A 26,843-nucleotide genomic window follows, 5' to 3' on the forward strand; every position below is an offset into this window, starting at 1 on the left:
GGCCGACCGACGGACAGTTCGCAGCCTGCCGGGTCGCGGCCGCGCTGCTCGCGGTGGGCGTGAGCTGCGGAAACACCGGACGGAAAAGTTCCCGGGAAAAAATCCGGCGACGGTGTCGATCCGGTCGTCCCCCGTTCGACGAAGGGATGAGAGGCCGGGAGGGACCCGGCTCACCGCACCCGAGGAGTCACCATGCCCCGCTACCTGTCGCTCGTGAAGATCGACGAGGCCACCGCCCCCGCCGAGGGCCCCAGCCCCGAGCTGATGCAGCGGATGGGCGAGCTGATCGAGGAGGTCACCAAGGCCGGCGTCATGCTCGACACCGCCGGGCTCACGCCGTCCGCGCAGGGTGTCCGCGCGCACTGGGAGGGCGGGAAACTCTCCCTCACCGACGGCCCCTTCACCGAGTCCAAGGAGGTCGTCGGCGGCTACGCGCTCATGCAGTGCAAGGATATGGCCGAGGCCGTCGAGTGGACCAAGAGGTTCCTGAAGGCGCACGAGGAGCACTGGACGGTGACCTGCGAGGTGCGGGAGATCGCGGAGGGCTGAGCCGCTCGAGAGGCCGGACCCTCGCGGTGGGCTGGGCCTCCTTGGCCTGAACGACTGCCGGGGTGTTCGATGGTGGGCTGTGGAACAACAGCCCGCCTCGGCCCCCCGAAGCCCCTCGGCCCCCCGAAGCCCCTCGAACCCCGGAAGCCCCTCGAACCCCGGAAGTCCCTCGGACCCGCGTGCCGCCATCGAGACCGTCTTCCGGCTCGAGGCCCCTCGGGTCATCGCCGCCGTCGCCCGTGTCGTCCGGGACGTCGGCATCGCGGAGGAGCTGGCGCAGGACGCCCTGGTGGCCGCCCTGGAGCAGTGGCCCCGCGACGGGGTGCCGGACAACCCCGGCGCCTGGCTCACGGCCACCGCCCGGCACCGCGCCGTCGACCTGGTCCGCCGCCGGGAGAACTACGCCCGCAAGCTCCAGGAGATCGGCCGCGGCCTGGACCCGGCGGTCCCGCCGGAGGAGCCCGCCGACCCGGACGCCATCGACGACGACCTGCTCAGGCTCGTCTTCACCGCCTGCCACCCGGTGCTGTCCGCCGAGGCCCGCATCGCGCTCACCCTGCGCCTGCTCGGCGGCCTGACCACACCCGAGATCGCCCGCGCCTTCCTGGTCCCCGAACCGACCGTCGCCCAGCGCATCGTCCGCGCCAAGAAGACCCTGGCCGGCAGGAACATCGCCTTCGAGGTGCCGTACGGACCGGACCGAGAGGCCCGGCTCGGCTCGGTCCTCGACGTCATCTACCTCATCTTCAACGAGGGATACGCGGCCACCGCCGGCGACGACTGGCTGCGCCCGGCGCTGTGCGAGGACGCGCTGCGGCTGGCCCGGCAGCTCGCGGCGCTGATGCCGAAGGAGCCCGAGGTGCACGGCCTGGTCTCGCTGCTGGAGTTCCAGGCGTCCCGCACGGCCGCCCGCACCGCCCCCGACGGCAGGCCCGTCCTCCTCAGGGACCAGGACCGGCGCCGCTGGAACCGCATGCTCGTCGCCCGTGGTATCGCCGCCCTCGACCGGGCAGGCGCCGTGGGGACCGGCGCTCCCGGCCCGTACGCCCTCCAGGCCGCCGTGGCGGCGTGCCACGCGCACGCCCATACCTACGAGGACACCGACTGGAGGACCATCGCCACCCTGTACGCGCTGCTGGTCGCCCGGATCCCGTCCCCCGTCGTCGAACTCAACCGCGCGGTCGCCGTGTCGATGGCGGACGGCCCGGAACCCGCGCTGGAGATCGTCGATCGGCTCGTCGCCGAACCGACCCTGCGCGACTACCACCTCCTGCCCAGCGTCCGCGGCGACCTTCTGCTGCGGCTGGGCCGGACGGCGGAGGCGAGGGCCGAGTTCGAGCGGGCGGCGGAGCTGACGGGCAACGAGCGGGAACGGGAACTGCTGCGGGCGCGGGCCGACGACTGCCTGCCGGGTTGAGGCACCACAGCCTCATACCGCGCAGCCCGCGCTGGCGTCCTCGCCGCGCAGCCCGCCCTCTCACGGTTCCCGCCGCGCGGCACGCACCCCCACGGTCCCCATGGCGCAGCCCGCGCTCGCGGTTCCCACCGCACGCGGTCCGCACCCCGAGCCGCACCTGACGAGTCCGTCCTCGCGCAAGCTCAAGCCCCGGCCATTCGAACGTTCGTAGGCCGTAAACACGTTCCCTTTGTGGCGAGCGCGATCTAGAGTGATCCGGCCGCTGTGAAACGACTGTGTGGCCGAGGGAAATGGGCGACGGGGGACGACGCCGACCCGGCCCACGCGCGGCTCCGACGACATCATGTGATCCCCGGGGGTCGACAACTTGAGACTGTTCACGCGCCGCCGTACCGCGGCGCTCGCCACCGTGGCGGCACTCGCCGCCGCGGGCGCCCTGGCCACCGCGCCCGGCGCCGTCGCCGACGACGCAGGGCCCTGGCCGGGCACCGAGGGCAAGATCCTCAACGACGGCGGGTTGCTCATCGACCCCGTCACCGGCACCACCAGCACGATCCCCAACGTGGGGAGTTACGCCACCTGGGCGCCGGACGGAAGCCGCGTGGTCAGCGTGTCCGGCCAGATCTCCAGCGTGCTGCCCAACGGCACCAAGAAGATCACCCTGCCCTGGGCGCAGGGCCTGCGCTCCAGCGCCCCGTACGAGGACCTGACGTTCTGGAACGGCGGCCGTTTCGTCGTCTTCGCCAGCGGCGGCCAGCTCGCCTACGGCCCCTCCGACGCCTCGTGGGCGCCCGGTCCGCTGCTGCCGGCGAACCTGGAACCGGCCACCGTCTGCGACGCCGAACCGAGCGTGAACGTCAAGGGTCTGGTCGCGTTCGAGCGCCGCGCGGGCAGCTGCGACGCCGATGCGGGCGTGTACGTCTACGGCGCCGCCGCGAACACGGTCCAGCTCGCCCTGGCCGACGCCGAGCAGCCCGCCTGGTCGCCGGACGGGACCAAGCTGGCGTTCGTCCGCGAGGACACCGACGGCAACCCCCAGATCTTCACGGCGAACGCCGACGGCACCGACGTCAAGCAGCTCACCACCGGCCCGCGCCGGTACGCCGCCCCGTCCTGGTCGCCCACCGGCAAGCGGATCCTCTTCGACGCCCACACCTCGCCGAACAGTGACGACGTGCACACCGTCGAGTACGTCGACACGACGACCGGCGAGCTGACCCCGGTCAGCGGCGCGACGCAGAGCAACTCCGTCGGCAACCCGAGCTGGCAGCCTCTGCGCAAGAACAGCACCGCGCGGATCTGGGGCGCCACCCCCTACCTCACCGCCACCGCCTCCTCCCGCTGGACCTGGAACACCGTCGGCCGCACCGAACCCGGCCTGATGGACGCCAAGTCCGCGGTGCTGGTCAACCAGGACGACCCGGCGTACGCCGTCACCGCGCCCGCCCTGGCCGGCCGGAAGGAGGGCCCGGTGCTGATGACCCAGAAGACCGGGCTCTCCTCGACGACGAAGAACGAGCTGAAGCGGATGCTGAAGCCCGGCAAGCCCGTGTACCTGGTCGGCAGCACGTCCGTACTCGACAACACGGTCCTCAGCCAGGTGAAGGCGCTCGGCTACGTCCCCGTGCGACTGACCGGCGCGGACCGTTACGCGACCTCGGTGATGGTGACCAGAACCATCACCTCCGCCCCGAAGTACGTCTTCCTGGCCGGCGGCACCGAGTACCGGGCGGCCCTCTCGGCGGCGGCCGCGGCCGGCTCCGACGGCGCCGCGAGCGCGGGCGGTGTCGTGCTCACCAACGGCAACAAGCTGACGGCGTCGGTGCAGTCGTACCTCAACAGCCTGAACCCGGACAAGACCATGATCATCACGGTCGGTTCGGCGGCGAAGTACGCCCTCACCCACTCGAGCTTCTCGCACTGGCCTTCGACGTACTCGTACTACCCGATCTCGGGCACCACGGACCCGTCGATCTCGGTGGCCATCGCCCTGTTCTGGTGGTCCGCGCCGAGCCAGACCGGCCTCGCCTACTCCGGATCCTGGCGCGACGGCGTGTCGGCGGCCTCGGCGATGAACGTCTTCGGGCCGCTGCTGTGGACCACCAGCGCCGCCGCTCCGTCGGCCGAACTCACCAGCTACTTCCAGCGTGAGACGGCCAGCGTCCACTTCACGGCGGCCTTCGGGATCAACAGCTCGATCTCCCCGGCCGCGCTGAACACCGTGGGTGCCACGATGGGCGCGGGCAGCGCCTACGTCGACTACCACCCGTACTTCAACGGCGTCATCCCGCCGAGCACCTCGGCGAGCGCCTTCGCCGCGCGCACCGACGGCGACGCCTCGGTCACCACCGTGCAGCGTCCCGGCGCGGTCGGCGCCCAGCCGAACGCGGCATCGCTCAAGACGCTCCACCGGCAGTAACGGCCGACCCGGCGGGGGCCCCGACGAGCATCGTCGGCGCCCCCGCCACCCGGGTCAGGAACACGGTCGCTGAGTTCGGCCCCTGACCCTTGGGCAGGACCTTCCTGCGCAGCTCCTCCGGCTCGACCGCCGATCCCCGCTTCTTCACGGTCAGGATTCCGACCCCCCGCTCCCGCAGCAGCGCCTTCAGCCGCTTCACGCTGAACGGGAGCCGATCGGTGATCTCGTAGGCGGTGGCGTACGGGGTCGGGCGCAGGGTGTCGGCGGTGACGTAGGCGATGGTCCCGTCGATCAGACCGCCGTCGAGGTCCCGGGCCACGTCGGCGACCAGATGGGCGCGGATGACGGCGCCGTCGGGCTCGTACAGATACCGCCCGACCGGCCGGACGTCCGGGTCGGGCAGCCCGGCGCCCAGCAGCGTCCGCGGCCCCGGGAGGAGGGTGGCCCGCACGGCCCCCGGCTCGGTGCCGAACCACAGCACCGCCTCCTTCACGTCCCCGCCGTCCGAGATCCACTCGGCCTCGGCCTCCGCCGGGATCGCCTCGTGCGGCACACCGGGCGCGATCTTCAGGGCGGCGCGCGGGGCGGCGAGGGCGGCGCCGACCGCCCACGACAGGGGAGGGGAGTACGCCTCGGGATCGAAGATGCGCCCGCGGCCTCCCCGGCGCGCCGGGTCGACGAACACGGCGTCGTAGCCCGCGGTGTCCACCTCGGTGACGTCCGCCTCCCGCACCTCGATCAGCGCGCCCAGTCCCAGCGCCTCGGCGTTCGCGCGCGCCACCTCCGCCGTGGCCGGGTCGCGGTCCACGGCCAGCACCCGGATTCCGGCCCGGGCGAGCGCGATCGCGTCGCCCCCGATCCCGCAGCACAGGTCGGCGACCGAGGTCACGCCGAGCGCCTTCATCCGCTCGGCCCGGTATCCGGCGACACTCGCCCGCGTCGACTGCTCCACGCCGTTCGGCGTGAAGAACATCCGCTCCGCGTCGTCGGCCCCGAACTTCGGCACCGCCCGCTGCCGCAGCCGGGCCTGGCCGATCGCCGCGGACACCAGATCGGCGGGGTGCTCGCGCCGCAGCCGGGTGGCGACGGCGAGTTCATCGGCGGGAGCCGTGTCACGCACCATGTCGAGGAGGGCACGGCCCTCGGCGGTGAGGAGGGGAGCAAGGTCGTTCACCACCTCATTGTCGACCAGCCGGGCACCGCACCCGTCACCGCCCGCGGCCGCCGGTCTCCTTGGGCCAGTCGGTGGATGGTGGGTCTGCGGCGGCGGTGTCGGATCGGGTTCCAGGGCGGCGACTGCGAGGATCCGGTGCCATGGGACCTGTCGTACAAAACGATGACAAGCGCGGCTGCGCCAAGGTGCCGCGTCGGCGCGGGCCTGTGCGCGGGCGCGCGGGCGTCCGGAGCCTGATCGCCGTCCTCGCGCTGGCCACCGTCGCCTCGGGCTGCGCGGGAGGCGACGAGGGCGCCGGCCGCCCCGCCCGCCCCGCGCCGGGCCAGCAGCCCGGGAAGGCGGGGCCGCCCCCCGCGGCGCCGCCGGCCCGCGCCCTGCACTCGTACGCCGCCAGGCTCCGCGCCGCGCACCGGGCCCGGGTCGCCGCGGCGAAGCGCTGGGGCCTGAAGAAGGTCCCGTTGACACCCCCGGCGCCGCCCGCGCACAAGCCGGAGATCGCCACCCGCAAGGGCTTCGAGGTGGACGATCACGAGGAACTCGGCCTCCCGCCGGTCTTCACCACGATCCCGACCGAGGACCGGGTCGTCTTCCTCACCCTCGACGACGGCGCCGAGAAGGATCCGGCGTTCCTGCGCATGATGAGCGAGCTGAAGATCCCGTACACCGCCTTCCTCAGCGACTACCTGATCAAGGACGACTACGGCTACTTCAAGGAGATGCAGGCCCGTGGGGTGGGGCTGAACAATCACACCCTGCACCACCCCTACCTGCCCGCCCTCTCCTACAGCCGCCAGAAGCGCGAGATCTGCGGCATGCAGAGCGTGATCGAGAAGCGCTACGGCAAACGCCCCGCCCTCTTCCGGCCGCCCTTCGGCAACTACGACCAGGACACCCTGCGCGCCGCGAAGACCTGCGGCGTGCGCTACGCCCCGCTCTGGGCCGAGGAGGTCTTCGTCGACCACTGGGAGTACCGGGAGTGGGACCAGGACCTCCACCCCGGGGACATCGTGCTGAGCCACTTCCGCGGCCGCGGCGACTGGAAGGGCACGATGCCCGACATGGTCCGCCGGTTCCTGAACAAGGTCACGGCGAAGGGGTACGCGGTGGCGCGACTGGAGGACTACCTGTGAGGACGCGGGGGCTGCCGGCCGTACTGCTGATCCTGACGACCCTCACGACACTCGCGAGCCTGGCGGGCTGCGCCCAGTCCGTCGACCCGATCGAGCGGCTCGGCAAGAAGGCCGCCGCCCGGGTCCGCCCGCACGGCCCGGCCGGACAGGACGCCTACCGCCGCTGGGGCCTGACGGCGCCCCTGCCGCCCGCGCCGCGCCGTCCCGCCCGCTCCCTGGCGGGCAGTCCGGGAGCGGCCCTCCCGCCCGTCGTCGACCAGGTCCCGACCGCCGACCGGGTCGTCTTCCTCACCTACGACGACGGCGCCGAACGCGACCCCCGTTTCGTCGACATGGTCCGCGAGCTGCGCCTCCCGGTGAGCATGTTCCTCACGGACAGCGTGGTCGGCCCTGGTTACGCCCACTTCGCCCGGCTCCGGTCCGTCGGCGCGAACATCCAGAACCACACCCTGGACCACCCGGCCCTGCGCGGCCTGCCCTACGCCGGCCAGCGCGCCGAGATCTGCGGCCAGCAGGACAAGCTCCGCGCCCGCTTCGGCCTGCGCCCCCGCCTCTTCCGCCCGCCCTACGGCATCTACGACACCACCACCCGACGCGCCGCCGCCGACTGCGGCATCGCGGCCATCGTCCTGTGGCGCGCCTCGATGGGGTCCACCGACCTCACGTACTCCCACGGCCCGCACCGCCTGCACCCGGGCGACGTCATCGCCGTGGCCCCGGACGAGTCGACGGGCCCGGGCCTACGGGAACGGACGACGCGCCTGCTGCGACGGGTACAGGAGCAGGGCCTGACGGTGGGCCGCTTGGAGGACTACGTCTGAGAGCCCTCCCCGCCCCCGAGCGGCCGGGTGTCCCTCTTCCAGCCGCCAGCCCGTCCGGCGTTCGAGGACGAGGACGAGGACGACGACGAGGACGAGGCCCATCGGGGCCGGCAGCGGGGGGCCCGGGGGCGGCAGCACCCGGTGACGTGCACACCGGCACCGGCCGGCGGAGGCCACTCAGGCCCACCGAAAACCGGCCGACGCGCCGCCGCATTGGCACTCCGCTTGACCGAGTGCTAATCGCAGTCATAGTCTCAGTGCTGGCACTCCCCCCTGGAGAGTGCCAACACGCGACGGGCAGGTCCGGCACCCGCGACGACGGATCCACCTGGTCGCCACCTCAGACAGTTAGCCCCGTGAGATCTCCGAAGGGGGAGGTCGGATCGTGACGACCACCAGCTCCAAGGTTGCCATCAAGCCGCTCGAGGACCGCATTGTGGTCCAGCCGCTCGACGCCGAGCAGACCACGGCCTCTGGCCTGGTCATCCCGGACACCGCGAAGGAGAAGCCCCAGGAGGGTGCTGTCCTCGCGGTGGGCCCGGGTCGCTTCGAGAACGGCGAGCGCCTGCCGCTCGACGTCAAGGTCGGCGACGTTGTCCTGTACAGCAAGTACGGCGGCACCGAAGTGAAGTACAACGGCGAGGAGTACCTCGTCCTCTCGGCTCGCGACGTGCTCGCGATCATCGAGAAGTAATTCACCCAGTTTTGCAGTGAACTGCGCTCCTGGCCCCGCGACTTTGTGAAGCCGGGTGCTGGGGGCGCAGTTCGTTTCTCCCACGTTTTCCGAGAGGGCTGAACCGCTCCCATGGCGAAGATCCTGAAGTTCGACGAGGACGCCCGTCGCGCCCTCGAGCGCGGCGTCAACAAGCTTGCCGACACGGTCAAGGTGACGATCGGCCCCAAGGGCCGCAATGTCGTCATCGACAAGAAGTTCGGCGCCCCCACCATCACCAACGACGGTGTCACGATCGCCCGCGAGGTCGAGCTCGACGACCCGTACGAGAACCTCGGTGCCCAGCTGGTGAAGGAGGTGGCGACCAAGACCAACGACATCGCGGGTGACGGTACGACCACCGCCACCGTGCTCGCCCAGGCGCTCGTACGCGAGGGTCTGAGGAACGTCGCCGCGGGCGCCTCCCCGGCCGCCCTGAAGAAGGGCATCGACGCCGCCGTCAGGGCCATCTCCGACGAGCTGCTGGCCACCGCCCGCCCGATCGAAGAGAAGTCCGACATCGCCGCCGTCGCCGCGCTGTCCGCCCAGGACCAGCAGGTCGGCGAGCTCATCGCCGAGGCGATGGACAAGGTCGGCAAGGACGGTGTCATCACCGTCGAGGAGTCCAACACCTTCGGTCTGGAGCTGGACTTCACCGAGGGCATGGCCTTCGACAAGGGCTACCTGTCGCCGTACTTCGTGACGGACCAGGAGCGCATGGAGGCCGTCCTCGAGGACCCCTACATCCTCATCAACCAGGGCAAGATCTCCTCGATCGCCGACCTGCTGCCGCTGCTGGAGAAGGTCATCCAGACCAACTCCTCCCGCCCGCTGCTGATCATCGCCGAGGACCTCGAGGGCGAGGCCCTGTCGACCCTGGTCGTGAACAAGATCCGCGGCACCTTCAACGCGGTCGCCGTGAAGGCCCCCGGCTTCGGTGACCGTCGCAAGGCGATGCTCCAGGACCTGGCCGTCCTCACCGGCGCCACCGTCATCTCCGAAGAGGTCGGCCTCAAGCTCGACCAGGTCGGCGTCGACGTGCTCGGCTCCGCCCGCCGCGTCACCGTCACCAAGGACGACACCACGGTCGTCGACGGTGCCGGCGACTCCTCCGAGGTCCAGGGCCGGGTCGGCCAGATCAAGGCCGAGATCGAGAACACCGACTCCGACTGGGACCGCGAGAAGCTCCAGGAGCGCCTCGCGAAGCTGGCCGGCGGCGTGTGCGTGATCAAGGTCGGCGCCGCCACCGAGGTGGAGCTGAAGGAGAAGAAGCACCGCCTGGAGGACGCCATCTCCGCGACCCGCGCCGCGGTCGAGGAGGGCATCGTCTCCGGTGGTGGCTCCGCGCTCGTCCACGCCGCCAAGGTGCTGGAGGGCGGCCTCGGCAAGACCGGCGACGAGGCGACCGGTGTCGCCGTCGTCCGCCGCGCCGTCGTCGAGCCGCTGCGCTGGATCGCCGAGAACGCGGGCCTCGAGGGCTACGTCATCACCTCCAAGGTCGCCGAGCTCGACAAGGGCCAGGGCTTCAACGCCGCGACCGGCGAGTACGGCGACCTGGTCAAGGCCGGCGTCATCGACCCGGTCAAGGTCACCCGCTCCGCCCTGGAGAACGCCGCCTCCATCGCCTCCCTCCTCCTGACGACCGAGACCCTGGTCGTCGAGAAGAAGGAAGAGGAAGAGCCGGCCGCCGCGGGCCACAGCCACGGCCACTCCCACTGACGTAGTACGTCGGTACGACCCGGGCCGGTAGGCACTGACCCAGGTCGCGAGCACGGCAGAGGCCCGGCACCCCATGGACAAGGGGCGCCGGGCCTCTGCGTCCCTACTGCTCCAGCGCGTCCAGCGCCCCCAGTTGCTCCATCAGTCCCAGCAGGTCGTACTCCCACCAGGCCTCGACGATCTTCCCGTCCTCCCTGCACCGGAAGATGGTCATGCCGGTCATGGTGACTTGCTTTCCGGTGGCCGGGAGCCCCATGAAGTCGCCCCTGTGGGTGCCGCGCCAGGTCCACCGGTTGCAGACGCGGTCGCCCTGCTCGATCTGGTCGTCGACGGAGAAGGCGAAGTCGAAGCCGCTCCGCCACATCCCGACGTCCCGGCGCATCGCGTCCATTCCCACGGTGTCCTGCTCGTTGGCGGGATTGTGGTCGCGATACTCCTCGGCCATCAGCCCGTCCAGCGGCGGCAGTTCACCCCGCATGCCGACCGTCTCGAAGAACCGCCGCGCCGTCGCGGCGTACAGCTGCTCGTCCCGTACGACGTCGAGGTCCGTGAACGTCGGCATCTCGTCGCACAGGGCCACCAGCTCCCGGAAGACCTTGTCGGTCTCCGGAAGGTTCGAGTTCCGCATCGCCTCCTCGTACGAAGGGAACTCCACGATCTCGATGAAGTGCGACGCGTCCGAGCGGTCCTTGCCGACCACCGCGTGCGTCGCGGTCCGCTTGCCCCTGGTCTGTTCGACCCAGGTGTCCATCAGCCGGTCCATCTCGTCGAACCGGCTGGTCTTGCAGTCGATGAGCTGTACGAACGTCATGCCGCCGCCTCCGGCCCCCCTGGGTCCGGTCTCCCGTCACGCCCATTTTCCCACCGGAGCGCCGACGTCACCCGTCCGCCGCCGAGGCCGCTACTGGGGCCCGTACTTCCGGCCGGTCCGCGAGCTGATCCCGCCCAGCAGCGAGCGGGGCGTCACCTTCACCAGGCCCATCAGCGCCTTGTAGCGCGGGTCCGGGATCGACAGCGACTTCCCGCGGGCCAGGTCGTGCAGCGCCGCCGCGACCAGCTTGTCCGCGTCCAGCCACATCCAGCCCGGAATGTTGTCCGTGCCCATCCCGGCCCGCTCGTGGAACTCGGTGCGCACGAACCCGGGGCACAGGGCCATCAGCCGCACCCCGCTGCCCGCCAGGTCCTTGGCCGCTCCCTGGGTGAACTGCACGACCCACGCCTTGGACGCCCCGTACGTCCCGCGCGGCACGAAGGCCGCCACCGAGGCCACGTTGACGACACCCCCGCGCCCGCGCTCGCGCATCGCCGCCGTCGCCGCGGAGGTCAGCCGCAGCACCGCCTCGCAGTGCACCTTGAGCATCCTGAGCTCGTCCGCCATGGACACGTCGAGGTAGCGGCCCTTGTTGCCGAAGCCGGCGTTGTTGATCAGCAGATCGACGGGGTTCTTGCGGTCGCCGAGCCGGGCGGCCACCGCCTCGATGCCCTCGTCCGTGGCGAGGTCGGCCGTCAGCACCTCAGCCTCGATGCCGTGCCGGTCGTGCAACTCGGTCGCCTGCTCGCGCAGCCGCTTGATGTCCCGTGCCACGAGGACGAGATCATGTCCGTCCGAGGCCAGTCTGCGCGCGAACGCGGCACCGATGCCCGCGGTCGAACCCGTAATCAGAGCCGTTGTCATGGCAGAAGATTAGTGACCCGGAGTACGGGCGTCCGTTCTCTGCACGCGGCCTCCCGAAGATGAAGGGTTCGTGCGCATGCCCGCGCACGCCACCCCCGTGCTCCGTCCTGCGCCCCGCCGAACCACGCCGCCGAGCTGACGCGAACTCAGACCACAGACCCGGCAGCGGACTTGGCCCCGACCCTGTCCCCGGACCCGTTCCTCGCCGGGGCTGCGGGCGCGGCCACGGTTCCGGGCCCCGCCCGCAGCCCTGTCCTCAGGAACTGTCGCCGCCCCTGTCCCCGGAGGGCACTCCGTACTTCTCGACATAGCTCCGGGCCGCCGCCAGCGCCTCCGGGTGCAGTGCCTCGCCCGCCGCGAGCAGCCGGGGCAGCAGTTCCCGGTGCGTGGTGGAGGCCTGGAACTCCATCCGGGCCGTCACCTCGTGCTCCGGAAGGTGGACGATCCGCACCTCGTCCCCCGCGCGGATCTCGCCCGGCGCGATCACCCGCAGATACGCGCCCGTGGCCGCCTTCTCGGTGAACCTCCTGACCCAGCGCTTCTCACCCATGTGGCCCTGGAAGGTGAGGCACGGTATCCGCCCGGCGGTCACCTCCAGCACCACGTCCGGACCGATCCGCCAGCGCTCGCCGATCCGCGCTCCGGAGACGTCGAGACCCGTGGTGGTGAGGTTCTCGCCGAACGCGCCGTTGGCCAGCGCGCGCCCCAGCTCGCGCTCCCAGTCGTCGAGGTCCTCGCGCGCGACGGCGTACACCGCCTGGTCGTCGCCGCCGTGATGGCGCAGGTGGCACACGGTGTCCCCGGCCACGCCACTGGCCCCGACCCCCTTGGGGCCGGGCGCCGCCACCCGCACGGGTCCCTCGACCGGCCGTTTGTCGATGCCGGTCAGCCCCTGCGGCTGGTCGGTGTACGGGACGGCCTTCGGGCGGCCCAGATTGACAGACAGAAGCCTCATAGCGGCACGGTACGAGACCGCGGGTCAAAGTGTCGACGCATTATTCGCGCGGCTGTCCAAGGTTCCCTTATGCTCGGTGAATGATCGAGGCCCGTCATCTCCGCGTCCTGCGTGCCGTGGCCGCCACCGGTTCCTTCTCGGCGGCCGGGCGCGAACTGGGCTGCACCCAGCCGGCCGTCAGCCAGCAGATGAAGGCCCTCGAGGCGTCCGTCGGCACACCTCTGCTGATCCGCACCGGACGCGAGATGCGCCTGACGCAGGCGGGTGAGGCCCTCGTCCGGCACGCGGCGGGCATCCTGTCCGGACTGACCGCCGCCGAGGAGGAGGTCGCCGCCATCGCGGGACTGCGCGCCGGCCGGGTCCGTCTGGTCTCCTTCCCCAGCGGCAGCTCCACCCTCGTCCCCACCGCCCTCGCCGCCCTGCGCGCGGCTCACCCCGGCACCCGGGTATCCCTGGAGGAGGCCGAGCCGCCGAAGTCGGTCGAGCTGCTCCGTGAGGGCGACTGCGACATCGCCCTCGCCTTCCGCTACGAACGCGCGACGGGCACCGGCGACGCCGCGCAGGCCGGCGAGGGCGAATGGGACGACCTGGTCGTCCGGCCGCTGCTGACGGACCGGCTGGTCGCCCTCGTCCCCGAACGGCACCGCCTCGCGCGCACGGAGCCCTCGGAGGCCGTCGCCATCGCCGACCTCGCCGCCGAGCCGTGGATCGCCGGCTGTCCGCGCTGCCGCGGTCAGCTGATCCAGGTGTGCGAGAGTGCGGGCTTCACACCCCGCATCGACTTCGCGACCGATGACTATCCGGCCGTGGTCGGTCTGGTGGGCGCGGGCCTCGGTGTCGCCGTGCTGCCCCAGCTCGCGATCGAGTCCGTACGGCCACGCGGTGTCCGCGCGGTGGCCCTGGAACCGGCGGTGCGGCGGGAGATCGTCGCGCTCACCCTGCCGGACCTGGCCCAGGTGCCGGCGGTGTCGGCCACGCTGGAGCAACTGTGCAGGGCGGCGGCGCGCGTCGGCTGACGGCAGCAGACACAGCACACGCACCGCAGCACCCAGCGCGATAGGGCCGCAGCACCGCAGTGCCCCAGGATCGCAGCACCCCAGCGCCACAGGGATGCAGCACCGCAGGCTTTCAAGCCCTCGCCTCGGCTCCGCAGGCCTTCAGCCGAAACGGCCAACGGCGGGCACACGCACGTGTGCCCGCCGTTTTCCGGACCGCTGCTTCAGGGCGTTTTGGAGAAACGTTCCTTCATGTGTTCGATGAAGTGTCTCTCGCGCCCGACGACGCCGACACCAGGCGATTGCGCGCCCGGCCCATCAGCTCCTCGCGCTCGTCCTCGGTCAACCCGCCCCAGACGCCGTAGGGCTCGCGTACCGCCAGCGCGTGCGCCGCGCACTGCGCGCGGACCGGGCACCTCATGCAGACCTCCTTGGCCGAGTTCTCTCGAGCGCTCCGAGCCGCCCCGCGCTCACCCTCCGGATGGAAGAAGAGCGAACTGTCCACCCCGCGGCAGGCGGCCAGGAGCTGCCAGTCCCACAGGTCCGCGTTCGGTCCGGGAAGGCGGGAGAAATCTGCCATTGCGTGACCCCTTGTAGCCGTTCAAAGCGGATACGGTGCCCACGACCGTACAACTACGATCTAAGGAGATGAAAATATGACTCATTGCGAATCTAGCCTCAGACACCAGCAAAAGGGAAGAAATGGGGCCGAATGGGGCATCGCTTGTGATGAAAGCTTGAGGGTCCGTGTGGTTGCCTCCTCCGTATCCGCCCCCTCACGTAGAGTGCCGAAGAATGCATGCGGCCCCGTAACTCTTTCGAGTGACCGTCGTTGAGAGTGCGGTGGCGGTTGAAAACACAAACGCTCGGGCAGGCGTCCGAGACGGTCGACCGCACAGGTGACGATTCGTAACAGCCTGGAGGCACAAGGTGACGCGCATCAGCTGCGGAGGGCGGCCATGACTTCCGTCCTCGTCTGCGACGACTCCCCGCTTGCCCGAGAGGCGCTCCGCCGCGCGGTCGCGACCGTGCCCGGCGTCGAGCGCGTGACGACGGCGGCCAACGGCGAGGAAGTCCTCCGCCGCTGGGGTGCCGACCGCTCGGACCTGATTCTGATGGACGTACGCATGCCCGGACTGGGCGGCGTCGAGACCGTGCGGCGGCTGCTGTCCGCCGACCCCGGAGCACGCATCATCATGCTGACCGTCGCGGAGGATCTCGACGGTGTCGCTCTCGCGGTCGCCGCCGGCGCCCGCGGCTATCTGCACAAGGACGCCTCGCGCGCGGAACTGCGGGCGACCGTCACGCAGGCGCTCGCCGACCCGACCTGGCGGCTCGCCCCGCGCCGGCTGCGCTCGGCCGAGATGGGCGCGGCGCCCACGCTCACCGCGCGTGAGATCCAGGTCCTCGAGGGGATGAGCCACGGCCGCTCCAACGCGGAGATCGGCCGTGAGCTGTTCCTCTCCGAGGACACCGTCAAGACACACGCCCGCCGGCTCTTCAAGAAGCTCGGCGCCTCGGACCGCGCGCACGCGGTGGCGCTCGGCTTCCGCTGGGGACTGGTCCGCTAGGGGTCGCTCCCACGCGTCCGTCCCCGCCGTCCGTCTTCCTCGCCCGTCCGTCGGGCTCGGAGCGGTCGGAGCGGGACGGGGCCCGGGTCGGTCCGAAGCGGGACGGGCCCCGGCCGTCCGGTGGATCCGACCGGGTTCGGGTGACATCCGTCATTCACCGAGGGGAGCGGGGTCATGGACCGAACTCCCTGCTCAGACGCGGTGCGAGGGCCGGACGAGGACCCCTTCCACCGCACGGCGGACCGGAGCGGTACAGCCTCTCGCAGGGTGCCCGCTGCTCGTTTCGTCGCGGATGCCGCATCCTTGAGGTGTGGAGTTCCTCGGGGACGAGTCGGTCGAGCGGGAGGGGAGGGCGCAGGGGATGGCTTCCGGCGCACCTGCTCATAACGCTTCGGTGCACAACGACGGGCACGGTGCCGCGGCCGGTCCGGCCGCAGTGCACCATGGACCGATGCGCGATGACGAGGCGGTCACTGCCGTGGGGACGATCGGTTCGCTCGTCCATCGCGCCGTGGACGGCGACGAGCAGGCCACCCACGACCTGCTGGCCCATGTCCACCCCCTGGCACTTCGGTACTGCCGCACCCGGCTGTCCCGCCTGCCCGGCGACGCGCGCCACTTCGTCGAGGACCTCGCCCAGGAGGTCTGCGTCGCGGTTCTCCTCGCCCTGCCCCGCTACCGGGACACCGGCAGGCCCTTCGAGGCCTTCGTCTTCGCCATCGCCGCGCACAAGGTCGCCGACCTCCAGCGCGCCGCGATGCGCCATCCGGGCTCGACGGCCGTCCCCTCCGACGAGATGCCCGAACGGCCGGACGACTCACTCGGCCCCGAGGAACGCGCCCTGCTCAGCAGCGACGCCGAATGGGCCAAGAAGCTGATGGCCAACCTGCCCGAGAACCAGCGGGAACTGCTTCTGCTGCGCATCGCCGTGGGCCTCACCGCCGAGGAGACCGGCCAGATGTTGGGAATGTCACCCGGCGCGGTCCGCGTGGCCCAGCACCGGGCGCTGAGCAGACTGCGGGCGCTCGCCGAGCAGTAGCGGTCCGTAGCAATCCCTTCGGAACGGGCGCCGGTGAACGGGGCGCCGACCGTTTCCGTACGAACCTACGAAGCCCGTAGTCACGTCCGACCGTGGAATTCGGGAGGTGCGCTTCCCGTTAGCATGGACATCCGCACCGATCAAGGCCATTTGGGGAAGGTGTCATGACTGCCAACGTCGACGGAGTGCCCGGAAAATTCGCGACCCTCGGGCTCACCTACGACGACGTGCTGCTGCTGCCGGGCCCGTCGGACATGGCTCCCGACGAGATCGACACCGCCTCGTACGTCTCCAAGAACGTGCGGGTGAACATCCCGCTGCTGTCCGCCGCCATGGACAAGGTCACCGAATCGCGTATGGCGATCGCGATGGCCCGCCAGGGCGGCGTCGGTGTTCTGCACCGCAATCTCTCGATCGAGGACCAGGCGAACCAGGTCGACCTCGTGAAGCGCTCCGAGTCCGGCATGGTGACCGACCCGATCACCATCCACCCGGAGGCCACGCTCGCCGAGGCCGACGCGCTGTGCGGCAAGTTCCGCATCAGCGGCGTCCCGGTCACCGACGGGAACAAGCGGCTGCTCGGCATCGTCACGAACCGCGACATCGCCTTCGAGACCGACCGTACGCGTCGTGTGCACGAGGTCATGACGCCGATGCCGCTGGTCACCGGCAAGGTCGGCATCTCCGGCGTCGAGGCCATGGAGCTGCTGCGCAGGCACAAGATCGAGAAGCTTCCGCTCGTCGACGACGAGGGCGTCCTCAAGGGCCTCATCACGGTCAAGGACTTCGTCAAGGCGGAGAAGTACCCGCACGCCGCGAAGGACTCCGAGGGCCGACTCCTGGTCGGCGCGGCCGTCGGCGTCGCCGGTGACTCCTTCGAGCGGGCCCAGGCCCTGATCGAGCGCGGCGTCGACTTCATCGTCGTGGACACCGCCCACGGTCACTCGCGGCTCGTCGGCGACATGATCGCCAAGATCAAGTCGAACCACACGCGGGTGGACGTGATCGGCGGCAACATCGCCACCCGTGACGGCGCCAAGTCCCTCGTGGACGCGGGCGCCGACGCCATCAAGGTCGGCGTCGGTCCCGGCTCCATCTGTACCACCCGTGTGGTCGCCGGCATCGGTGTCCCGCAGGTCACCGCCATCTACGAGGCCGCGCTCGCCGCCAAGGAGGCCGGTGTCCCGGTCATCGGCGACGGCGGCCTGCAGTACTCCGGTGACATCGCCAAGGCCCTGGTGGCGGGCGCCGACACGGTGATGCTCGGCTCGCTGCTCGCCGGCTGCGAGGAGTCGCCGGGCGAGCTGCTGTTCATCAACGGCAAGCAGTTCAAGTCGTACCGTGGCATGGGGTCCCTGGGCGCCATGCAGACCCGCGGCGAGCGCAAGTCGTTCTCCAAGGACCGCTACTTCCAGGAGGGCGTCGCCTCCGACGAGCAGCTCATCCCCGAGGGCATCGAAGGACAGGTGCCCTACCGAGGCCCGCTGTCCTCCGTCGTCCACCAGCTGGTCGGCGGTCTGCGCCAGTCGATGTTCTACGTCGGCGGCCGGACGGTGCCGGAGCTTCAGGACAACGGCCGCTTCGTCCGGATCACCTCCGCGGGCCTGAAGGAGAGCCACCCGCACGACATCCAGATGACGGTCGAGGCGCCGAACTACAGCCGTAAGTGACCCTTACGCGCGCGTGAAGCGTGCGTCGGGCGTACCGAGGGCGGCTCCGGGAGACTCCGGGGCCGCCCTTGTCGTACCCGTCGGCGATACTGGAACACGCTGCAACGCATCAGGGAAAGGCCACACACGTGACTGAGATCGAGATCGGGCGCGGCAAGCGCGGCCGCCGGGCGTACGCCTTCGACGACATCGCCGTCGTCCCCAGCCGCCGTACGCGGGACCCGAAGGAGGTCTCGATCGCCTGGCAGATCGACGCCTACCGGTTCGAGCTGCCCTTCCTGGCCGCCCCCATGGACTCGGTCGTCTCCCCGGCCACCGCCATCCGCATCGGCGAGCTGGGCGGCCTCGGCGTCCTCAACCTCGAGGGTCTGTGGACCCGGCACGAGGACCCGCAGCCGCTGCTCGACGAGATCGTCGAACTGGACGCGGAGACCGCGACCCGTCGCCTCCAGGAGATCTACGCGGCTCCCATCAAGGAGGAGCTGATCGGGCAGCGCATCAAGGAGGTGCGCGACTCGGGCGTGGTCACCGCGGCCGCGCTCTCCCCGCAGCGCACGGTCCAGTTCTCCAAGGCCGTCGTGGACGCGGGCGTGGACATCTTCGTCATCCGCGGCACGACCGTGTCGGCGGAGCACGTCTCCGGCTCGCACGAGCCGCTGAACCTGAAGCAGTTCATCTACGAGCTCGACGTCCCTGTGATCGTCGGCGGCTGTGCCACCTACACGGCGGCCCTGCACCTGATGCGCACGGGCGCGGCGGGCGTCCTGGTCGGCTTCGGCGGCGGCGCGGCGCACACCACGCGCAACGTGCTGGGCATCCAGGTCCCGATGGCGACGGCCGTCGCGGACGTGGCGGCGGCCCGCCGTGACTACATGGACGAGTCCGGCGGCCGGTACGTGCACGTGATCGCGGACGGCGGCGTCGGCTGGTCCGGCGACCTGGCCAAGGCGATCGCCTGCGGCGCCGACTCGGTGATGATGGGCTCGCCGCTCGCGCGCGCGACCGACGCGCCGGGCCGCGGCCACCACTGGGGCATGGAGGCCGTCAACGAGGAGCTGCCGCGTGGGCAGAAGGTCGACCTCGGCACGGTCGGCACCATCGAGGAGGTCCTCACGGGCCCGTCCCACTCGCCCGACGGCTCGATGAACCTCTTCGGCGCCCTGCGCCGCGCCATGGCCACCACCGGCTACAGCGAGCTGAAGGAGTTCCAGCGCGTCGAGGTGACGGTCGCGGACTCCGTGCACCGGAAGTAGGCGCTTTTCGGTAGGACGTCGGCAGGGGCCGGTCACTCACTCGGTGAGATGACCGGCCCCTTTCGCATGCCCGGACGCGGCGGGGCGTGTGGCGTGGACGGGGGCGCCCGGTTGCGTCCGGGGCGGAACCGGGCTGGTCAGGGGGCTCGCGGGCGATAGCGTCCGGGTCGGCGCCCCAGTTGTGTGGGGTGCCCCCTTCCAAGGACATGGTTCCGGACCCCGGCCCTCGGGGCCCGGCCCGAGTTCCCGAACGTGCCGTTCACCGGGTCATGACGGCGTCGTGGAAGGGGGCGCCCGTGGGACGTCACCGCAAGCCCACCCGCTGGGACCGACTCCGTCTTCGGACGGTGCGGTGCCGGAGGAGGTGGATCTTGCGTCTTTCGGATGGTGAGCGGCCGCCCCCATACACACTAGGGGCGGACACTCCGTGATCCATCCTGGAGCCTGCCGCAGTAGCCCCTGCGGTGGGCTCCACCTGTTCGGATGGTGAGCGGCCGCCCCCATACACAGTAGGGGCGGACACTCCGTGATCCATCCTGGAGCCTGCCGCAGTGACCGCTGCGGTGGGCTCCACCTGTTTGTACGTTACCGGCGGGCCGTGCCGTACGCCATCAGCCCCCGGAGCCCGGGGTGGCCGCGTGCGCCCCGTCTCACAACCGGTGCGCCGCCCCCGTAGGAGTGGCACCCCGCGTGTCCAGCAGCAGCTGTGCCTTCACCGACAGGCCTTGGAGGTCGTACGTCCGGTGCTGCTGGAGGAGGATTGTCAGATCGGCGTCGGCGGCGGCCTCGTAGAGAGAGTCGGCGCGGGGCACCGGTCGGTCCAGGACGCTCCAGGACGGGACGTGCGGGTCGTTGTAGCTGACGGCGGCGCCGAGCTCCATCAGGCGGATCGCGATCTCACGCGCGGGGGTGTTCTGCTGGTCGGCGAGGTCCGGCTTGTAGGTGACGCCGAGCAGCAGCACGCGTGCGCCCCGGGCCGACTTGCCGTGCTCGTTGAGGAGGGCGGCGGCGCGCTGGACGACGTAGCGGGGCATGCGGCTGTTGACCTGCTGGGCCAGTTCGACCATGCGCAGCGGGCTGCCGGGGTGGCCGGTGCGGTCCAGGGGGACGGAGTGGCCGCCGACGCCGGGGCCGGGGCGGAAGGCCTCGAAGCCGAAGGGCTTGGTCTCCGCGCAGCGGACGACGTCCCACAGGTCTACGCCCAGGTCGTGACAGAGGACGGCCATCTCGTTGACGAGGGCGATGTTGACGTGCCGGAAGTTGGTCTCCAGCAGCTGCACGGTCTCGGCTTCCCGCAGGCCACGCGCGCGTACCACCTTGTCGGTGAGACGGCCGTAGAAGGCGGCGGCGGACTCGGTGCAGGCCGGGGTGAGGCCGCCGATCACCTTCGGGGTGTTCGCGGGGTTGAAGGCGCGGCTGCCGGGGTCGACCCGGCTGGGGGAGTAGGCGAGGTGGAAGTCGCGGCCCGCGCGAAGGCCGGAGGTCTCCTCCAGCAACGGCCGCAGGAATTCCTCCGTGGCCCCGGGGTACACGGGCGACTCGAGGATCACGGTGGTGTGCGGCCGCAGGTGTCCGGCGAGGGTGCGGGCGGCCACCTCGAGCTGGCTCAGATCGAGTCCGCCGTCCGCGTCGCGTGGGGTGGGGGCACAGATGACGGCGGTGCGCACCCGCCCCAGCTCTGCGGGGTTGGTGGCGGGCCGGAAGCCTCCCGAGAGCATCCGGCGCAGTTCGGCGGGACTGAGGGAGCCGGCCTCGGGGCCGGTGCGGTAGCCGATGGTCGAAATTCCGGCGGCCACGGCGGCCTGGGCCAGGGGCAGGCCGAACGGGCCGAGTCCGATGACGGCGAGATCTGCGGGCATGGCGTATGCCGTCCTTCCCAGTAACCGAGGTGGGACAGGTGCGCAAGCCCGGTGGACAGAGTGGGCGAGCGCAATGTCAGACTAGGAGTAAATATGACCGTTATGCGGGATTGATCGGTTGTGTTGGCCGGTTGTGTCGGTCGGGCCTGCCGGAGCGGTGTGCGGGCCGGCCGTTACCGGGTGTGTCCTCCGTCGTGATTTCCGGAGGGCCGGTCCAGGTTCCGTGGAAGTTGTCCACAGGCTGGGGGTGAGTAGTGGCTGAAGCCGGGCAACGCGGTCAGAATTTGGGCATGGGGGATACGAACCGGATCTCGCCCTGAGGGCGCGGTCGGCGCGATCGACAGCGGGAGGCAGTGGTGAGGACAGCGACACTGGGGCCGACACAGCGAGCCGAGTCACTGGCAGCCATGGCCGAGCGGGAGCTGGACGTGCTGGTGGTGGGCGCCGGTGTGGTCGGCGCGGGCACCGCCCTGGACGCCGTGACCCGCGGCCTGTCCACGGGGCTGGTCGAGGCGCGCGACTGGGCGTCGGGCACGTCGAGCAGGTCCAGCAAACTGATCCACGGTGGCCTGCGCTATCTGGAGATGCTCGACTTCGCGCTCGTACGGGAGGCGCTGAAGGAGCGCGGACTGCTGCTGGAGCGACTCGCTCCGCACCTCGTCAAACCCGTGCCCTTCTTGTATCCGCTCCAGCACAAGGGCTGGGAACGGCTCTACGCCGGTTCGGGCGTCGCGCTCTACGACGCGATGTCCATGGCCCGCGGGCACGGCCGGGGCCTGCCGACGCACCGCCACCTGACCCGCCGCCACGCCCTGCGGGTCGCCCCGGCCCTGAAGAAGGACGCGCTGATCGGCGCGTTGCAGTACTACGACGCCCAGATGGACGACGCCCGCTTCGTCGCCACGCTCGTGCGCACGGCCGCGGCCTACGGGGCGAAGGTGGCCAACCGCGCGCGGGTGACGGGTTTCCTGCGTGAGGGTGAACGCGTCGTGGGCGCTCGGGTGCAGGACGCCGAGGGCGGCGGGGAGTACGAGATCCGCGCCCGGCAGGTCGTCAACGCCACGGGTGTGTGGACCGACGACACCCAGGCGATGGTGGGGGAGCGCGGGCAGTTCCACGTCCGCGCGTCCAAGGGCATCCACCTCGTCGTGCCGAGGGACCGGATCAGCTCCTCCACCGGGCTCATCCTGCGCACCGAGAAGTCCGTGCTCTTCGTCATCCCGTGGGGCCGACACTGGATCATCGGCACCACCGACACCGACTGGGACCTCGACAAGGCCCACCCGGCGGCCTCCAGCGCGGACATCGACTATCTGCTGGAGCATGTGAACTCGGTCCTGCGGGTGCCGCTGTCCCGCGACGACGTCGAGGGCGTGTACGCCGGGCTCCGGCCGCTGCTGGCCGGCGAGTCCGACGCCACCAGCAAGCTGTCGCGGGAGCACACCGTCGCGCATCCGGTACCGGGACTGGTGGTCGTCGCGGGCGGCAAGTACACGACGTACCGGGTGATGGCGAAGGACGCGGTCGACGAGGCGGTGCGCGGGCTGGACCAGCGGGTGGCCGACTGCGTCACGGAGGACGTGCCGCTGATCGGCGCGGAGGGCTACCGGGCGCTGTGGAACGCGCGGGCGCGGATCGCCGCGCGGACCGGCCTGCACGTGGTGCGGGTGGAGCATCTGCTGAACCGTTTCGGGGCGATGGCGGAGGAGGTACTGGACCTCATCGTTGACGACCCGACGCTGGGCGAGCCGCTCCAGGCCGCCGACGACTACCTGCGCGCCGAGATCGTCTATGCCGCCTCCCACGAGGGAGCACGGCACCTGGACGACGTGCTGACCCGCCGCACCCGCATCTCCATCGAGACCTTCGACCGCGGTACGCGCAGCGCCCGGGAGGCGGCCGAGCTGCTGGCGCCGGTCCTAGGCTGGGACAAGGACCAGATCGAGCGCGAGGTCCAGCACTACGAGAAGCGGGTGGAGGCCGAGCGGGAGTCGCAGCGCCAGCCCGACGACCTGACCGCGGACGCGGCACGCCTCGGAGCGCCGGACATCGTGCCCCTGTGACCCTCCGGCCGTCTGACCCTCCGGCGGTCTGGTCCTCCGGCGGTCTGGTTCTCCGGCGGTCTGGTTCTCCGGCGGTCTGGTTCTCCGGCGGTCTGGTTCTCCGGCGGTCTGGTTCTCCGGCGGTCTGGTTCTCCGGCGGTCTGGTCCTCCGGCCGTCTGGCTCTCCGGCCGTCTGGCTCTCCGGCCGTCCGGCCGGACGGCCGTCTGCCCCTCTGCCCCTCTGCCCCTCTGCCCCTCTGCCCCTGAACTCTCCCCACCTGCCGGGCTTCCGGCCCGGGCGGGGCGGTTCTCCGGGTGGCGATTCACTCGAACGGGTGTGGTGATCCGGGATCTCCGTTCGGCATCGGCTCGTTCTACGGATTGCGAGGGCAGAACTCGGCGGCGAGCAGGGCCGGTTCGAGGGCGGGGTCTGCTATCGCCGTCGTGTTCACCCGGAAGGTGAGGACACGCCGACCGTCGACGGTGGCCGCGCTGCGCACGTAGCTTCCGGAGATCCGGCCGTTGTGTCCCCACACCGTGACGCCGCACGGGAGCTTCGCGGGGAACAGGCCCATGCCGTACGAGCCGTGTGCGGTACGGGTGTCGAGCATCTCGCGCAGCCGGCGCGGGGGCAGCAGCTCGCCGCCGAGCAGCGCCGCGTAGAAGCGGTCCAGATCGTTGAGCGTGGTCACCAGCTCACCCGCGGCCCCGGCCACCCGCGGGTCGAGATCGGTGACGTCGGTCCCGTCCGGGTCGTAGGCGCGGCCGTGCGGGGAGGGCAGAGAGGTGCGGGAGCCGGGGAAGGAGGTGCCCGTCAGACGCAGGGGAAGGATGATCCGCCGTTCCGCCTCCGTGGCGTACGAGCGGCCGGTGACCTGCTCGACCACCAGGCCGAGCAGGACGTAGTTGGTGTTGGAGTAGGCGAATCGGCCTCGGTCGGCAGGAGGGTGGGTGACAGCGATACCGACGGCTTGCATCGGGAGGACGGGGACGGCGCCCTCGGTGTCCCGCGTGAAGTCGTACAGGCCACTGGTGTGGGTGAGCAGGGAACGCAGGGTCAGCGCGCGCCCGTCGTTGCCCGCCCCGCGCACCAGGCCCGGCAGGTGCGACTCCACCGTGTCGGACAGCGACAGCCGGTGCTCGGCGGCCAGTTGGAGCACGACGGTCGCGAGGAAGGTCTTCGTGATGCTGCCGGCCCGGAAATGGTCGGAGCGGGAGAGGCCCGGGCCCGCCTCCGCGTAGCGGGTGCCGCCCTCCTCACGGGCCAGCAGGGCGGCGGCGGGCGCCATGCCGCGGGTGAGGAGCAGCGGGAGCAGGGAGTCCGTGGGCGGTGCGGGAGCAGCGGGCGAACTGGTCGCGAACAGGCCGAGGAGCGCGAGGGCCACGGGTACGGCCACCATGCTCCGAAGCGGTCGCATCACGGCTTCTCCCTTCTTCGCTCCTCCCCCGGCAGGCTCATCATCCAGGGCCGGTCGCGCCCGACTTCATCGGGTCCCCGCCCCGCGAAAGGGGCTCGTGGGGCTCCGTGGCCGGAGCGTGCTGCACCTTCTGGCCGGAATGCACCGCTCCTGAGTGCGGTCGGGAGCGCATCAGGGGCACCCTGGGCGTCGGGCACTTGTCGGGTGGGGGACAATGGAGGCTCTGTCAGGGCGGGTTGCATGAGGGGACGCATGTCGGAGGCGGAGCGGGCGGGAGTATCCCGTCAGGACAAGAGCGCACGTCTCCTCGCCGGGCGGTACCGGCTGGGAGATGTACTCGGCCGCGGCGGCATGGGGACGGTGTGGCGCGCCGAGGACGAGACCCTCGCACGCACGGTCGCCGTCAAGGAGCTGCGGTTCCCCGGGAACATCGACGAGGACGAGAAGCGCCGGCTGATCACCCGGACGCTGCGCGAGGCCAAGGCCATCGCGCGGATCCGCAACAACAGCGCGGTGACCGTCTTCGACGTGGTCGAGGAGGACGACCGGCCGTGGATCGTGATGGAGCTCGTCGAGGGCAAGTCGCTCGCCGAGGTCATCCGTGAGGACGGAGTGCTGGAGCCGAAGCGTGCGGCGGAGGTCGGGCTGGCCATCCTCGACGTGCTGCGTTCGGCGCACCGCGAGGGCATCCTGCACCGGGACGTGAAGCCGTCGAACGTGCTGATCGCCGAGGACGGCCGGGTCGTCCTCACCGACTTCGGAATCGCGCAGGTCGAGGGCGACCCGTCGATCACCTCCACCGGCATGCTCGTCGGCGCTCCGTCGTACATCTCCCCGGAGCGGGCCCGCGGTCACAAGCCGGGTCCGGCGGCCGACCTGTGGTCGCTCGGCGGTTTGCTGTACGCGGCGGTCGAGGGCTCGCCCCCGTACGACAAGGGCTCGGCGATCGCCACGCTCACCGCGGTGATGACCGAGCAGCTGGAGGAGCCGAAGAACGCGGGTCCGCTGCGGGACGTCATCTACGGCCTGCTCACCAAGGATCCCGCACGGCGGCTCGACGACGCCGGCGCGCGGGCGATGTTCAACGCGGTGCTGCACGCGCCCGAGCCGCGGTACGCCGAGCCGGCGGACGCGACGAAGGTCGTGCCGTTGCCGGCGCTGCCGGGCGCCGGCGCCGGGAGCAAGGGGAGTTCGGCGGGCGCGGAGGCGGGCGAGAAGCTGCGCGGCGCGTTCCGGTCCGTGCGCAAGGCCGCCGTGGCGGCGGGCGCCGCGACCTCGGCGGCCGCGGCCCGCGCCAAGTCGGCGAGCGGCACGAGCGCTTCCGGTTCCGTGGGCGCGACCGAGACGCGGCAGAGCGAGACGCGTAAGGGTGGTGCGGCCCGGGGTACCGGGGCTTCCGCGCCGTCCGCCGCCGCGCCTGCGGCCCCGGCCTCCCGGGTCACGACGGGTCCGGCCACGGCCCCGTCGACCGGGCCGGCTTCGGGTCCGGCCGTCCGGCCGGCGTCCGGTGCGGCGCAGTCGACCGCGTCGTCCGCGTCATCGTCCGCGTCCGTACCGGCGGCACGTTCCGGTTCCGGTTCCGGTGCGCGGAGTTCCGGATGGCCCGTCATGACGCCGCCGGATCTGCCGCCGCGGCACGTGCCCAGGGCGCCGCTGACCGATGTGGTGCCCAAGCGGACGCTGGTGATCATCGCCGTGGTCGTGGTGCTCGCGGTGCTCGGTACCGTGCTGGCCCTCACCCTCGGCGGAGGCGACGACACCGCTGGCGGTGCGAAGGACGGCGGTGCTTCCCGGGCGGCGGCCACCGAGAGCACCGGCGCCGACACCAAGGAGGACGAGGACGACGGGACCCGTACGGACGGATCGTCGTCCGCGAAGGCCTCCGCGCCCGCCGCGTCCTCCGGTTCCACGTCGGGCGAGACCTCCGCGGCCGGGGGCGCCGGATCCGGCGTCACCGCTTCGGGGGACGCCCGGGCGTCGACGACGTACCAGGGCGGTCAGGGGTACTCGATCGGACTGCCCGCGGGGTGGAAGTACCGGTCCTCGGACTCCGCGGGCGACCGCTTCACCGGACCCGACGGACAGAAACTTCTCGTCGCCTGGACGACCACGCCCAAGGGTGACCCGGTCGCCGACTGGAAGAGCCAGGAGCGCTACATGACGCGCTCCCAGTACAAGAAGATCCGAATAGAGGCGGTGGACTACCGCGGCTGGAACACGGCCGACTGGGATTTCACCTACACGGAGAGCGGGACGGCGTACCGCACCATCGACCGCGGGTTCGTCGTCGACGACTCTCTCGGGTACGCGTTGATGTACACGGCGAAGTCCGCCGCCTGGGGTACCGACCTGCGGCAGACGACCTGGACGACGCTGACGGACACCTTCACGCCCAAGAAGTAGTGGCCGCCGGGCAGCCGTGTTC

Annotated in this window: 21 protein-coding genes; 14 read left to right on the forward strand and 7 right to left on the reverse strand. The window is 71.2% G+C overall.

Annotated elements, in window-relative coordinates:
- Positions 1-192: 192 nt before the first annotated feature.
- The 3 genes from QF030_RS25555 to QF030_RS25565 all read left to right on the forward strand — a co-directional run bounded on the left by QF030_RS25555 (position 193) and on the right by QF030_RS25565 (position 4,385).
- A complete protein-coding gene (locus QF030_RS25555; RefSeq protein ID WP_307164946.1) occupies positions 193-549 on the forward strand; it encodes a YciI family protein in 357 nt (118 codons plus the stop codon).
- Between the two features lie 79 nt (positions 550-628).
- Positions 629-1,966 (forward strand): RNA polymerase sigma factor, encoded by a 1,338-nt coding sequence (locus tag QF030_RS25560; RefSeq protein ID WP_373428804.1) that lies wholly within the window; start codon positions 629-631, stop codon positions 1,964-1,966.
- A gap of 367 nt (positions 1,967-2,333) precedes the next feature.
- A complete protein-coding gene (locus tag QF030_RS25565; protein WP_307164948.1) occupies positions 2,334-4,385 on the forward strand; it encodes a cell wall-binding repeat-containing protein in 2,052 nt (683 codons plus the stop codon).
- Here the strand turns inward: QF030_RS25565 and QF030_RS25570 are convergent.
- Positions 4,363-5,559 (reverse strand): class I SAM-dependent methyltransferase, encoded by a 1,197-nt coding sequence (locus QF030_RS25570; RefSeq protein ID WP_307164949.1) that lies wholly within the window; start codon positions 5,557-5,559, stop codon positions 4,363-4,365. The two genes, QF030_RS25565 and QF030_RS25570, sit on opposite strands and share 23 nt — an antisense overlap.
- A 140-nt stretch (positions 5,560-5,699) precedes the next feature.
- On the opposite strand from QF030_RS25570, the gene QF030_RS25575 reads away from it, so the two are divergent.
- From QF030_RS25575 to groL, 4 genes are all read left to right on the forward strand, one after another.
- The gene (locus QF030_RS25575; RefSeq protein WP_307164950.1) at positions 5,700-6,689 is read left to right on the forward strand and encodes a polysaccharide deacetylase family protein; all 990 of its coding nucleotides are present in this window, start codon (positions 5,700-5,702) and stop codon (positions 6,687-6,689) included.
- Entirely contained in the window at positions 6,686-7,510 is an 825-nt protein-coding gene (locus QF030_RS25580) for a polysaccharide deacetylase family protein (RefSeq protein ID WP_373428805.1), read from the forward strand. Before QF030_RS25575 ends, QF030_RS25580 begins: the two co-directional genes overlap by 4 nt.
- A 385-nt stretch (positions 7,511-7,895) precedes the next feature.
- Positions 7,896-8,204, forward strand: a complete 309-nt coding sequence (gene groES / locus QF030_RS25585) for a co-chaperone GroES (protein ID WP_020132158.1) — start codon at positions 7,896-7,898, stop codon at positions 8,202-8,204.
- A gap of 111 nt (positions 8,205-8,315) precedes the next feature.
- Entirely contained in the window at positions 8,316-9,941 is a 1,626-nt protein-coding gene (gene groL / locus QF030_RS25590; protein WP_307164951.1) for a chaperonin GroEL, read from the forward strand.
- A 103-nt stretch (positions 9,942-10,044) separates the two neighbouring features.
- Here groL and QF030_RS25595 read toward each other — a convergent pair whose 3' ends face one another.
- The 3 genes from QF030_RS25595 to QF030_RS25605 form a co-directional block, all read right to left on the reverse strand.
- Positions 10,045-10,752, reverse strand: coding sequence for an ester cyclase (locus QF030_RS25595; RefSeq protein ID WP_307164952.1), 708 nt, complete (start codon positions 10,750-10,752; stop codon positions 10,045-10,047).
- Positions 10,753-10,842: 90 nt separating this feature from the next.
- Positions 10,843-11,616 carry an SDR family NAD(P)-dependent oxidoreductase gene (locus QF030_RS25600; RefSeq protein ID WP_307164953.1) on the reverse strand — a complete coding sequence of 258 codons (774 nt, stop codon included), beginning with the start codon at positions 11,614-11,616 and terminating at the stop codon, positions 10,843-10,845.
- 256 nt (positions 11,617-11,872) lie between these two features.
- Complete coding sequence (locus tag QF030_RS25605; RefSeq protein ID WP_307164954.1) at positions 11,873-12,571, reverse strand: MOSC domain-containing protein; 699 nt, start codon at positions 12,569-12,571, stop codon at positions 11,873-11,875.
- A gap of 80 nt (positions 12,572-12,651) precedes the next feature.
- On the opposite strand from QF030_RS25605, the gene QF030_RS25610 reads away from it, so the two are divergent.
- Positions 12,652-13,587: a LysR family transcriptional regulator gene (locus QF030_RS25610; protein ID WP_307164955.1), complete on the forward strand. Its 936-nt coding sequence runs from the start codon at positions 12,652-12,654 to the stop codon at positions 13,585-13,587.
- Between the two features lie 229 nt (positions 13,588-13,816).
- Here QF030_RS25610 and QF030_RS25615 read toward each other — a convergent pair whose 3' ends face one another.
- The gene (locus QF030_RS25615) at positions 13,817-14,146 is read right to left on the reverse strand and encodes a WhiB family transcriptional regulator (protein ID WP_307164956.1); all 330 of its coding nucleotides are present in this window, start codon (positions 14,144-14,146) and stop codon (positions 13,817-13,819) included.
- 379 nt (positions 14,147-14,525) lie between these two features.
- Here QF030_RS25615 and QF030_RS25620 point away from each other — a divergent pair, with 379 nt between their 5' ends.
- The 4 genes from QF030_RS25620 to QF030_RS25635 all read left to right on the forward strand — a co-directional run bounded on the left by QF030_RS25620 (position 14,526) and on the right by QF030_RS25635 (position 19,099).
- The gene (locus tag QF030_RS25620; RefSeq protein ID WP_003948568.1) at positions 14,526-15,137 is read left to right on the forward strand and encodes a response regulator transcription factor; all 612 of its coding nucleotides are present in this window, start codon (positions 14,526-14,528) and stop codon (positions 15,135-15,137) included.
- A 451-nt stretch (positions 15,138-15,588) separates the two neighbouring features.
- Entirely contained in the window at positions 15,589-16,176 is a 588-nt protein-coding gene (locus QF030_RS25625; RefSeq protein ID WP_028807228.1) for a sigma-70 family RNA polymerase sigma factor, read from the forward strand.
- Between the two features lie 164 nt (positions 16,177-16,340).
- A complete protein-coding gene (guaB, locus tag QF030_RS25630) occupies positions 16,341-17,846 on the forward strand; it encodes an IMP dehydrogenase (RefSeq protein WP_307164957.1) in 1,506 nt (501 codons plus the stop codon).
- Positions 17,847-17,974: 128 nt separating this feature from the next.
- Positions 17,975-19,099, forward strand: coding sequence for a GuaB3 family IMP dehydrogenase-related protein (locus QF030_RS25635; protein ID WP_307164958.1), 1,125 nt, complete (start codon positions 17,975-17,977; stop codon positions 19,097-19,099).
- A 650-nt stretch (positions 19,100-19,749) separates the two neighbouring features.
- On the opposite strand, the gene QF030_RS25640 is transcribed toward QF030_RS25635, so the two are convergent.
- A complete protein-coding gene (locus QF030_RS25640) occupies positions 19,750-20,958 on the reverse strand; it encodes a nucleotide sugar dehydrogenase (RefSeq protein WP_307164959.1) in 1,209 nt (402 codons plus the stop codon).
- Positions 20,959-21,314: 356 nt separating this feature from the next.
- On the opposite strand from QF030_RS25640, the gene QF030_RS25645 reads away from it, so the two are divergent.
- On the forward strand, positions 21,315-23,021 hold the full coding sequence (locus QF030_RS25645) for a glycerol-3-phosphate dehydrogenase/oxidase (RefSeq protein WP_307164960.1): 1,707 nt from the start codon (positions 21,315-21,317) through the stop codon (positions 23,019-23,021).
- Between the two features lie 353 nt (positions 23,022-23,374).
- Here QF030_RS25645 and QF030_RS25650 read toward each other — a convergent pair whose 3' ends face one another.
- A complete protein-coding gene (locus tag QF030_RS25650; protein WP_307164961.1) occupies positions 23,375-24,418 on the reverse strand; it encodes a serine hydrolase domain-containing protein in 1,044 nt (347 codons plus the stop codon).
- 252 nt (positions 24,419-24,670) lie between these two features.
- Between QF030_RS25650 and QF030_RS25655 the strand changes: the two genes are divergently transcribed.
- Entirely contained in the window at positions 24,671-26,821 is a 2,151-nt protein-coding gene (locus QF030_RS25655) for a serine/threonine-protein kinase (RefSeq protein ID WP_307167690.1), read from the forward strand.
- Positions 26,822-26,843: the final 22 nt, after the last annotated feature.

It is taken from the genome of Streptomyces rishiriensis, assembly GCF_030815485.1.
Taxonomy (GTDB): domain Bacteria; phylum Actinomycetota; class Actinomycetes; order Streptomycetales; family Streptomycetaceae; genus Streptomyces; species Streptomyces rishiriensis_A.

Coding starts and splice junctions, on each gene's coding strand:
- groL (WP_307164951.1), top strand. CDS start 8,316: ATGGCGAAGATCCTGAAGTTCGACGAGGACGCCCGTCGCGCCCTCGAG.
- QF030_RS25625 (WP_028807228.1), top strand. CDS start 15,589: ATGCGCGATGACGAGGCGGTCACTGCCGTGGGGACGATCGGTTCGCTC.
- QF030_RS25640 (WP_307164959.1), bottom strand. CDS start 20,958: ATGCCCGCAGATCTCGCCGTCATCGGACTCGGCCCGTTCGGCCTGCCC.
- QF030_RS25575 (WP_307164950.1), top strand. CDS start 5,700: ATGGGACCTGTCGTACAAAACGATGACAAGCGCGGCTGCGCCAAGGTG.
- QF030_RS25610 (WP_307164955.1), top strand. CDS start 12,652: ATGATCGAGGCCCGTCATCTCCGCGTCCTGCGTGCCGTGGCCGCCACC.
- QF030_RS25605 (WP_307164954.1), bottom strand. CDS start 12,571: ATGAGGCTTCTGTCTGTCAATCTGGGCCGCCCGAAGGCCGTCCCGTAC.
- QF030_RS25595 (WP_307164952.1), bottom strand. CDS start 10,752: ATGACGTTCGTACAGCTCATCGACTGCAAGACCAGCCGGTTCGACGAG.
- QF030_RS25655 (WP_307167690.1), top strand. CDS start 24,671: ATGTCGGAGGCGGAGCGGGCGGGAGTATCCCGTCAGGACAAGAGCGCA.
- QF030_RS25620 (WP_003948568.1), top strand. CDS start 14,526: ATGACTTCCGTCCTCGTCTGCGACGACTCCCCGCTTGCCCGAGAGGCG.
- QF030_RS25600 (WP_307164953.1), bottom strand. CDS start 11,616: ATGACAACGGCTCTGATTACGGGTTCGACCGCGGGCATCGGTGCCGCG.
- QF030_RS25650 (WP_307164961.1), bottom strand. CDS start 24,418: ATGCGACCGCTTCGGAGCATGGTGGCCGTACCCGTGGCCCTCGCGCTC.
- QF030_RS25555 (WP_307164946.1), top strand. CDS start 193: ATGCCCCGCTACCTGTCGCTCGTGAAGATCGACGAGGCCACCGCCCCC.
- guaB (WP_307164957.1), top strand. CDS start 16,341: ATGACTGCCAACGTCGACGGAGTGCCCGGAAAATTCGCGACCCTCGGG.
- QF030_RS25615 (WP_307164956.1), bottom strand. CDS start 14,146: ATGGCAGATTTCTCCCGCCTTCCCGGACCGAACGCGGACCTGTGGGAC.